The organism is Mesorhizobium sp. B263B2A, assembly GCF_020165775.1.
Classification (GTDB): Bacteria; Pseudomonadota; Alphaproteobacteria; order Rhizobiales; family Rhizobiaceae; genus Mesorhizobium; species Mesorhizobium opportunistum.
Map to the genome: position 1 here is coordinate 44,057 of NZ_JAIUIU010000034.1, position 9,963 is coordinate 54,019.

General features: G+C 62.6%; 8 protein-coding genes. 1 reads left to right on the plus strand and 7 read right to left on the minus strand.

All coding sequences use genetic code 11. From position 1 onward, the window contains the following. Positions 1–38: 38 nt before the first annotated feature. Positions 39–566, plus strand: coding sequence for an AAA family ATPase (locus LB568_RS30505; protein WP_140570194.1), 528 nt, complete (start codon positions 39–41; stop codon positions 564–566). 13 nt (positions 567–579) lie between these two features. On the opposite strand, the gene LB568_RS30510 is transcribed toward LB568_RS30505, so the two are convergent. The 7 genes from LB568_RS30510 to LB568_RS30540 all read right to left on the minus strand — a co-directional run. Next, positions 580–1,521, minus strand: coding sequence for a 2-hydroxyacid dehydrogenase (locus LB568_RS30510; protein WP_224732112.1), 942 nt, complete (start codon positions 1,519–1,521; stop codon positions 580–582). A gap of 28 nt (positions 1,522–1,549) precedes the next feature. Continuing rightward, entirely contained in the window at positions 1,550–3,181 is a 1,632-nt protein-coding gene (locus LB568_RS30515; protein WP_013891317.1) for an ABC transporter ATP-binding protein, read from the minus strand. Then, positions 3,178–4,323, minus strand: a complete 1,146-nt coding sequence (locus tag LB568_RS30520) for an ABC transporter permease (protein WP_013891316.1) — start codon at positions 4,321–4,323, stop codon at positions 3,178–3,180. Before LB568_RS30520 ends, LB568_RS30515 begins: the two co-directional genes overlap by 4 nt. Beyond that, positions 4,323–5,417 (minus strand): microcin C ABC transporter permease YejB, encoded by a 1,095-nt coding sequence (locus LB568_RS30525; RefSeq protein ID WP_224732113.1) that lies wholly within the window; start codon positions 5,415–5,417, stop codon positions 4,323–4,325. Before LB568_RS30525 ends, LB568_RS30520 begins: the two co-directional genes overlap by 1 nt. A gap of 24 nt (positions 5,418–5,441) precedes the next feature. After that, entirely contained in the window at positions 5,442–7,310 is a 1,869-nt protein-coding gene (locus LB568_RS30530; RefSeq protein WP_224732114.1) for an extracellular solute-binding protein, read from the minus strand. Further along, positions 7,310–9,187, minus strand: coding sequence for an extracellular solute-binding protein (locus LB568_RS30535; protein ID WP_224732115.1), 1,878 nt, complete (start codon positions 9,185–9,187; stop codon positions 7,310–7,312). The genes LB568_RS30530 and LB568_RS30535 overlap by 1 nt, the downstream gene beginning before the upstream one ends. Positions 9,188–9,405: 218 nt before the next feature. After that, positions 9,406–9,963: c-type cytochrome (locus tag LB568_RS30540; RefSeq protein ID WP_224732116.1), on the minus strand; the 558-nt coding region annotated here is incomplete at its 5' end.

Sequence of the window (9,963 nt, forward strand, 5' to 3'; positions counted from 1 at the left end):
CGCAGGCAGCGGACCGCGTCTTCGTAGGGTATCATCGGATGAAACTCTCGGACCTTGGAGACCGCATATGCGTCCTGGGGCCGTCCAACAGCGGCAAGTCGACCCTGGCCGACGCGATTGCCCGCAAGCGTGGCCTGGAGCCCGTTCACCTCGACCTGCTTCATCATCTGCCCGACACCGACTGGGAACCGCGTCCAAAGGCCGAATTCATCGCCTTGCATGACGCCGCGATTGCCGGCGAACGCTGGGTGATGGACGGAAATTACTCGATCTGCATGCCGCAACGCTTTCAGCGGGCGACGGGACTGATCCTGCTGGATATCTCCACGCCGGCAAGCCTGCTGCGTTATTTCAGGCGAACGCTGTTCGAAAAGGAAAGGCGCGGTGCCCTGCAGGGCGGGCGCGACAGCGTCAAATGGGACATGATCCGCCATATCGCCGTGACCACGCCGAAAAACCGCGAACGCTACCAGGCGTTGTTCGAACAGACAGACCTGCCAAAGTTGCAGTTGTCTTCCATCAAGGCGATCAAGCAATGCTTCCGCAAGTGGGATCTGGCCAGATGAGGACGGTCGCCGCCTAATACCCCGCCTTGCGGTCCACCAGGTTATCGAACTTTTCGCCGCGCTCGAAGGCGTCCATCTGGCGCAGCATGATCGGCGCCAGGTGGACCGGGTCCGAGGTTGCCGCGGCGTGCGGTGTCACGAACACCTTTGGGTGTTTCCACAGCGGACTGGTTTTCGGCAGCGGTTCGACCTCGAACACGTCGAGGCTCGCTTCCTTCAGCGTGCCGTCGTCCAGCGCCCGCGCGATGTCGGCGTCCTTCTGCAGGCGGCCGCGTCCGGCATTGATCAGCACCGAGCCGCCGAGACCGTTGCGTTTCCGCAGTTCCTTCAGCACGCCGTAGTTGATGATGCCTTGCGTGTCCGGCGTCAGCGGCAACAGCACCACCAGTATATCGGTCGCCTTGAGGAAGGGGATCAATCCGGCCTCGCCGCAATAGGTCGCCACGCCCGCCATCGGCCGGTCGGTGCGCGACCAGCCATTGACCGCGAAACCGAGCGACAACAGCACCGAGGCCGCGGCGCGGCCGAGATTGCCGAGCCCCATGATGCCGACGGAAATGTCGCTAGCCGCTCTCTGCTGCGGCTCGTGCCAGATCTTCTTCTGCTGCTGCGAACGGTAGAGCATGCCCTGGCGATGATGATCGAGCACCCGCCAGACGACATATTCGGTCATGTGCTGGGTAAGGTTGTCGGCGACGACCCTGACGACAGGCACGTCGGGCAGGCCGGGGTCGGCGAAGACATGGTCGACGCCGGCGCCGATCGAGAAGATGGCGCGCAGATTGGGCAGCGACGACAACAGGTTGGGCCTCTGCTTCCACACCACCGCATAGGTGATCGATGGATCCTTGGCGCCGTCCGGCTCCAGCACCACTTCGCGCTCGGCCGACAACAGGTCGCGCCAGCGCTGTGGATGAAAGCCGGTAACGGCAAGCAGGATGCGGCCTTTTTCCATCGCGGTCTTTCAGTCTCTCTCTATGCAGTCACTGGCTGACAATACCGACCGGAGCGGTCTCTATCTTGAAGGCCGCCGCGATCAGCGCCCGAGTATAGTCGGTTTGCGGATTTCCAAAAATCTGTTCGGAAGGGCCGGCTTCGACGATCTGGCCGTTGCGCATGACGATGACGTCGTTGGCCAGCGCCCGGATGACCTTGAGGTCGTGGCTGATGAAGAGATAGGCGAGGTCGTGCTTGGCCTGCAGGCTGCGCAGGAGGTCGACGACCTGCGCCTGCACGCTCATGTCGAGCGCCGATGTCGGCTCGTCCAGCATGACGAAGCGCGGGTTGAGCACCATGGCGCGCGCGATGGCGACGCGCTGGCGCTGGCCGCCGGAGAACTCGTGCGGATAGCGGTTGCGGGTCGCCGGATCGAGCCCGACCTCCTTCAGCACGGCGGCCACCTTGTCGTCACGCTCGTCGGGCGACAGCTTCGGCTCGTGGATCTTCAGGCCTTCCTCGATGATCTCGGCGATCGACATGCGCGGACTGAGCGAACCGAACGGATCCTGGAAGACGATCTGCAATTCGCGCCTGAGCGGCCGCATGGCGTTGAAGGTGAGCTGGTTGATGTCGCGCCCGTTGAACTGGATGGTTCCCGTCGACGAGATCATGCGCGCCAGCGCCAGGCCGAGCGTCGTCTTGCCGGAGCCGGATTCGCCAACCACGCCCAACGTCTGGCCGGCGCGCACGGTGACATCGATGCCGTCGACCGCCTTCACATGGTCGACGGTGCGCCGGAAGAAGCCTTGCTTGATCGGAAACCAGACCTTGATGTCCTTGCCGGTCATGACCGGCTTGGCGTCGGCATTGGCGGCCGGCGGCTTGCCCTTCGGCTCGGCGGCCAGAAGGTGACGCGTATAGGGGTGCTGCGGGTTGGCGAAGATGTCCTTGGTCGGTCCGGTCTCGACGATCTTGCCCTTGGTCATCACGCAGACCCGGTCGGCGATCTTGCGCACGATGCCGAGATCATGGGTGATGAACAGCATCGACATGCCCTTGCGGCTCTTCAGGCCGGCGAGCAGTTCGAGGATCTGCGCCTGCACGGTGACGTCGAGCGCCGTCGTCGGCTCGTCGGCGATCAGCAGTTCCGGCTCGTTGGCCAGCGCCATGGCGATCATGACGCGCTGGCGCTGGCCGCCCGACAGCTGGTGCGGGTAGGCGTCGAGCCGCTTCTGCGGATCGCGGATGCCGACCTCGTTGAGCAGGGCCAGCGTGCGCGCCTTGGCCGGACGGTCGGCCATGCCCTGGTGCAGCTTCAGGATCTCGACGATCTGCTGCTCGATCGTGTGCAGCGGATTGAGCGAGGTCATCGGCTCCTGGAAGATCATGGTGATCTTGTTGCCGCGCACCTGGCGCAACTGCTTCTCGTTCATGGCCAGGAGGTCGGTGCCCTGGAACAGGATCTTTCCAGAGGGGTGGCTGGCGCTGGGATAGGGCAGCAGCTTCAGCACCGACAGCGCCGACACCGACTTGCCGGAGCCGGATTCGCCGACCAGCGCCACCGTCTCGCCCTTGGCGATGTCGAACGAGATGTGGTCGACGGCGACAGACTGGCCGCCGCCCTGGCTGAAGGCGACGCTGAGGTCCTGGACGCGGAGCAAGGGGGCTTCGCTCATCTGAATGTCTTGCGCGGATCGAAGGCGTCGCGCGTCGCCTCGCCGACGAAGACCAGCAGCGACAGCATCAGCGAGATGACGACGAAGCCGGAAATGCCGAGCCACGGCGCATTGAGGTTGCGCTGCGCCTGCTTGAGCAGTTCGCCGAGCGACGCCGAGCCCGGCGGCAGGCCGAAGCCGAGATAGTCGAGCGAGGTCAGCGTCGAGATCGAGCCTGAGAGCAGGAACGGCAGGAAGGTCAATGTCGCCACCATGGCGTTGGGCAGCAAATGCCGGAACATGATGGTGCGGTTGGGCACGCCGAGCGCGCGAGCCGCGTTGACATATTCGAAGTTGCGGGCGCGGAGGAATTCGGCCCGCACCACGCCGACCAGCGCCACCCAGGAAAACAGCAGCATCAGCCCGAGCAGGATGAAGAAACCCGGCGGCAGGATGGCGGCGACGATGAGCAGGAGATAGAGCACCGGGATCGCCGACCAGATTTCGATGAAGCGCTGGAACAGGAGATCCGTCCAGCCGCCGAAATAGCCCTGCAAGGCGCCGGCGCCGACGCCGATCAGAGCCGAACCGGCGGTCAGGATAAGGCCGAACAGCACCGAGATGCGGAAGCCGTAGATGACCCGTGCCAGCACGTCGCGCGCCTGGTCGTCGGTGCCCAGCCAGTTCCAGTTGCCGACATTGCAGGCCGGATCGGCGGCACCTTGCGGATACTGGTTGCAGCGCGTCTTGGCATCATATTCCCATGACGGCTTGGCGGGTGCCGCTTCGGGAATGGCGTTGTTGACGGTCTGGTAGGAGTAGCGCACCGGCGGCCAGATCATCCAGCCATGGGCGTTGATCTCGTCCTGGATGACCGGGTCGCGATAATCGGTGACGGCATAGAAGCCGCCGAATTTTTCCTCGGGATAGGCGACCAGCACCGGAAACAGGATCTCGCCCTTGTAGGAGGCGATGATCGGCTTGTCGTTGGCGATGAATTCGGCAAACAGCGACAGCACGAACAGGACGAGGAATATCCACAGCGACCAGTAGCCGCGCTTGTTGGCCTTGAAATTCTGCAGGCGGCGCTTGTTGAGCGGCGACAGAAACGGCCGTGGCATCCGCTCCGGCACCACGCCTGCGGTAACGCTTGCCTCCGACATCAGACGTCTCTCCGCTCGAAATCGATGCGCGGATCCACCCAGGTGTAGATAAGGTCGGACAGCAATCCGATGAACAGCCCAAGCAGCGAGAAGATATAGAGGTTGGCGAACACCACCGGATAGTCGCGCTCGACCACCGACCGGAAGCCGAGCAGGCCGAGGCCATCGAGCGAGAAGATGTTCTCGATTAGGAGCGAGCCGGTGAAGAAGGCCGAGATGAAGGCGCCGGGGAAGCCGGCAATGACGATCAGCATGGCGTTGCGGAAGACGTGGCCGTAGAGCACCTGCCGTTCCGACAGGCCCTTGGCGCGTGCGGTCACCACATACTGCTTGCGGATTTCTTCCAGGAACGAGTTCTTGGTCAGCAGCGTCGTCGTGGCGAAAGCCGACAGCACCAGCGCCGTCAGCGGCAGGGTCATGTGCCAGAAATAGTCGACGATCTTGCCCCACCAGGACAACTGGTCCCAATTGTCCGAGGTCAGGCCGCGCAACGGGAACCAATCCCAGAACGAGCCGCCCGCAAACAGCACCATCAGCATGATGCCGAACAGGAAGCCTGGAATGGCATAGCCGACGATGACGACACCGCTGGTCCAGATGTCGAAAGGTGTGCCGTCCTTCACCGCCTTGCGGATGCCGAGCGGGATCGAGATCATGTAGGACAGGAGCGTGATCCAGAGCCCGATCGAGATCGACACTGGCATTTTTTCCAGGATCAGGTCGAGCACCGAGATGTCGCGGAAGTAGCTGTTGCCGAAATCGAAGCGGGCATAATTCCACAGCATCATGCCGAAGCGCTCGAGCGGCGGCTTGTCGAAGCCGAACTGCTTCTCCAGCTTCTTGATGAATTCCGGATCGAGCCCCTGCGCGCCGCGATATTTCGAGCTGACGTCGCCGGCGCCGTCGAGGTTGGAGCCGCCCGCATCGCCGCCACCGCCGCCGAGGCGGTCGCTGCCGCCCTGGTTGGTCAGCTTGGCGATGACCTGCTCGACCGGGCCGCCAGGTGCGAACTGGATGACGGCGAAGGAGATTGCCATGATGCCGAACAGCGTCGGGATCATCAAAAGGATGCGGCGCAGGATATAGGCGCCCATCAGGCTTCCTGCCCTCGTTGGATCTCAGCCTTTGCCAATTTTCGTCGCCTTGCCCTTATCGACCCACCACAGCGCCTCGACCGGAAAGCCGAAATCGGGCTTCTGCTCGGGAAAGCCGAACATATCCCAATAGGCGCTTCGGTGATTCGCCAGAAACCAACTTGGAATCCAATCGCACCGCGCGCGCAAGACCCGGTCGAGCGCGCGCATCGCCACGTTCAGGTCTTCGCGGTTCTTCGCAGCCCCTACCATGTCGATCAATGCGTCGATCGCCGGGTTCGAAATGCCCGGCAGGTTACGAGATCCTGGGAGGTTGGCGGTGCGGGAATGGAAGAAGGCTTCGATGTCGTCTCGGGTCGGCGTTGCGCTGAACGAGAAGGCGGCCGACAGCAGATCGAAATCGAACGTTGCCTGTCTGGACTGGTATTGCGCCGAATCCACCAGCCGGATCGTGGCGTCGATGCCCACCGCCTTCATGTTGGCGACCCAGGGCGAATAGACCTGAACGAAGGTGTCGTCATCGACCATGAACTCGGCCGAAAGCCTGCCGCCCTTGTCGTTGACGACGAAATCGCCCGATCGTTTCCAGCCCGCCGCGTTGAGCAGCTTCACGGCCTGGCCAAGCAGCTTGCGGTCGCGGCCGGAACCGTCGGATGCAGGCTGGACTACGGCCTCGCCGAAGACCTCGGCTGGAAGCTGGCCACGCAGCGGCTCCAGCAGGGCCAGTTCTTGCGGCGATGGCGGTCCTTCGGCGCGAAAGTCCGATTTCTCGAAGCAGGATTGCGAACGCTCGTAGGAACCGTAGAAGAAGTTACGCCGCGTCCACTCGAAGTCGAAGCAGAGCGCGATCGCCTGGCGCACGCGCGCGTCGCGAAACTGGGCGCGTCGCTGGTTGACCGCGGTTCCCTGCATCGTCGGTCGCTTCTCGGCCGGGAATTCGTGTTTGACCACCTTGCCGGCGGTCAGTGCTGGAAAATCGTAGGCGGTCGCCCAGACGCGTGAGGTGAACTCCTCGCGATAGGTGATTTCGCCCTTCTTGAAAGCTTCGAAGCCGGCCGTGCGGTTCTGGTAGAACTCGATGCGGATGCGGTCGAAATTGTTCTGGCCGCGATTGACGGGCAGGTCGCGGCCCCAATAGTCGGGCACGCGGTCATATTCGATCCATGCGCCGGCCGAAAAGCGCCCGACCTTGTAGGCGCCGGAGCCGAGCGGTGGACTCAACTGCGAAGAGTCGAAAGGATTGGCCGTGTAGAAGGCTTTCGACAGGATCGGGAATTCCACGACGTTGAGGACGGTGCGGGCCGATTGCTTGCCGGAAAAAGTAAGTCGCAAGGCGTGGTCGTCGACGGCGGTGGCTTCGACCATGTGCGTAAGCGACAACGACAGGTCGGGGTGCCCTTTTTCCTTGTAGAGCTTGAAGGTGAAGGCCGCGTCCTGCGCAGTCAACGGCGATCCGTCATGGAAACGCGCTTCGGGGCGAAGCGAGAAGGTGAAACTGTTGCGGTCATCCGACAGCGTTACGCCGTCGGCGACCTGGCCATAGACCGCGTCGGGCTCGTCGAGGGCGCGCACCATCAGCCCGTCGAAACACATCTCCATGCGTGGTGGCGCATCGCCCTTGTCGGCGAACGAGTTCAATGTGTTGAAAGTCTGCGTATCCTGGTTATAGCCCCAGTTGGGTGGCGAGAAATTGAAAATCCCGCCGGCCGGCGCATCGACATTGACATAGTCGAAATGGGTGAAATCCGGCTTGTATTTGAGGTCGCCGAAGGCGGAGAGCCCATGCAGTTTCACGCCGGTGGCAATGTCGGCGAAAGCCTTGCCCGGCAGCATCGCGGCGGCAGCGGCGGCAGTGCCAAGGGCGAGAAAATCACGGCGGGGCAGCACCGCCATCAATTGCCGCTCCTGTATTTGGCAGCCAGGGCCTTTTCCTTGTCGAGGTCGATCCACCAGGAATTCTGGTCGGCGCCGATATAAGACGGCTGCTTGGCCGGAATGCCGAATTTGTTCCAGTAAGCCAGCCAGACCACGGCTCGATAGTATTGCGGCACCACGTAGTAGTTCCACAACAGTACCCGGTCGAGTGCATGGGTGGCCGCAACCAGATCGTCGCGGTCGGTGGCGAAGATGATGCCGTCGACCAGGGCATCGACGACCGGGTTCTTGATGCCGGCGTAGTTGCGCGAACCAGGTCTGTCGGCAGCCATGGAACTCCAGAAGTCACGCTGCTCGTTGCCGGGCGATTCGGACTGGCCGAGCTGCCCGATAATGACGTCATAGTCGAAATTGTTGACGCGGTTGATGTACTGCGTCTGATCGATCAGACGCAGCGTGGCGTCGACCCCGATTTTGCGCAGATTCGCGATATAGGGGCTGGCGATGACCTGATCGGTGTCGTTCCAGCCGAGGATTTCAAACTTGAACGGTTCGCCGGTCTTGGCGTTGACCATCTTGCCGCCCTTGATGACCCAGCCCGCCTTGGCGAAGAGATCGACAGCCTGTTTGAGATATTTTCGCTCCGCCTGAGGTGAATCGTAGACCGGCAGCTTGAATTCCTGGCTGAACAGTTCAGGCGGCAGCTTGTCACGATACTTTTCCAGAATCTCCAATTCCTTGCCTTGCGGCAAGCCGCTTGAGGCCAGTTCCGTGCCTTGGAAATAGCTGCTGGTGCGAGTGTTGAAACCGTAGAACAGCGTGCGGTTCATCGTCTCGAAGTCGAACGGGTAGGTCAGAGCTGCGCGCACCAGACGGTCCGCGAACAGCGGTCGCCTCTGGTTCAGCATGAAGGCCTGCATCGGCTCGGGCGAGGTGGTCTTGAATTCCTTTTTGATGACGTCGCCAGCCTTGATGGCTGGGAAATTATAGAATGTCTTCCAGCGCTTCGAACTGTTTTCCGGCTTGACGTCATCAAGTCCGCCCTTGGTGAAGGCTTGCCATGCCGCATTGTCGTCGAGAATGTAGGTGAAGCGCTGTGTGTCGAAGTTCTCGCGGCCGATCTTCACCGGCAGCTTGGCCGCCCAATAGTCCGGCACGCGCTGCCAGACGATTTCCGACCCAGGCTTGAAGCTGACGATCTTGTAGGCGGCCGAGCCGAGCGGGATTTCCAGTGTCGGCTTGGTGACGTCGCGCTTCTTGCCATTGGCATCCGTACCTTCCCACCAGTGCTTCGGCAGCACGGCGAGATCGCCGAGGATCTTCGGCAGTTCCCGGTTGCCCTTCTGACTGAAGTGGAACTCGACCTCGCGGTCGGAGATCGCCACCGCATCGGTGACGTTCTCGAAATAGCGGCTGTATTGCGGGCTGTTCGCCTTCAGCACCTGGAACGACCAGATCACGTCGTCGACCGTGATCGGCTGGCCGTCATGCCATTTTGCGCGCGGGTCGAGCCGGTATGTCGCCGAGGAATAGTCATCGGGATATTTGTAGGCATCGGCGATCAGCGGGTGGCTGACGCTGCCTTCGTCGGTCGCCTGCTCCATCAGCGTGTCGTAGAGCAGGCCGCCGCCGAAGCCGACGAGGCCCGCCGCTGGCGATCCCTGCACGATGTAGGGGTTGAAGCTGTCGAACGTGCCGAGCACCACCGAGTTCAGCGTGCCGCCCTTGGGCGCGTTCGGGTTGACGTAGTCGTAGTGCTGGAAATTGTCGCCATATTTGGATTGGCCGATCAGCGATGAGGTGGTGCGCCATTCGTCGGCACGCGTCGTCTGTAATCCCGCCGCCAGCAGGGCCGCCGCCAGCAGCGATTTGAGAAGCGTTCGGCCAACCGTCATGCCCTGTCCTCTTCGCGCTGCCTGCATCATCGCACTGCCCGTCTTCGCACTGCCCATCTTCGCACTGCTCGTCTTCGTACGGCTTGTCCCAGACCAATCTAGATGATTTGGCGCTGGTGAAAACCGCCATGCGCGGCTTTGTCGCCGCACATGCCGTTTTCCTAACGAAAAAGCCGGGCTGAACCCGGCTTTTTCAAGATCGTCGCGATGATATCTGGTTATTTGGCGGGTGCAGCCGGGGCAGGCGCCGCGGGCGCCGCCGGCTTGGCCGGTGCGGCGCCGTCAGCGGGCTTTGCCGGAGCGGCTCCATCGGCGGGCTTGGCCGGTGCGCCGGCATCGGCGGCGGCACCAGGTGCCGGCAGCGGCTTGGGATTGTCCGACAGCGTGCGCAGATAGGCGATCACGTTGGCGCGGTCCTCGTCCTTGGGCAGGCCGGCGAAGCCCATGGCCGTGCCCTTCACGAATTTCTTCGGCGAAGTGATGAAGTGGTTGATGTTGTCGTAGGTCCACTTCTCGGTGCCGCCCTTGGAAAATTCCTTCATGCCGGCCGAATAGGCAAAGCCTTCATGTTCGGCAACCGGACGGTCGACGAGGTCCCACAGATCGGGGCCGACCTTGTTGGGGCCGCCCTTTTCACCGGAATGGCAAGCCTGGCATTTCTTGAAGACGGCGGCGCCTTGCTCGACATTGGCGGTCGCCAGCAGGTCGGCGATCGGCTTGGCCGCGGCGGCCGGCGCGGCCGGGGGGGGGGGGGGGGGGGGGGGGGGGGGGGGGGG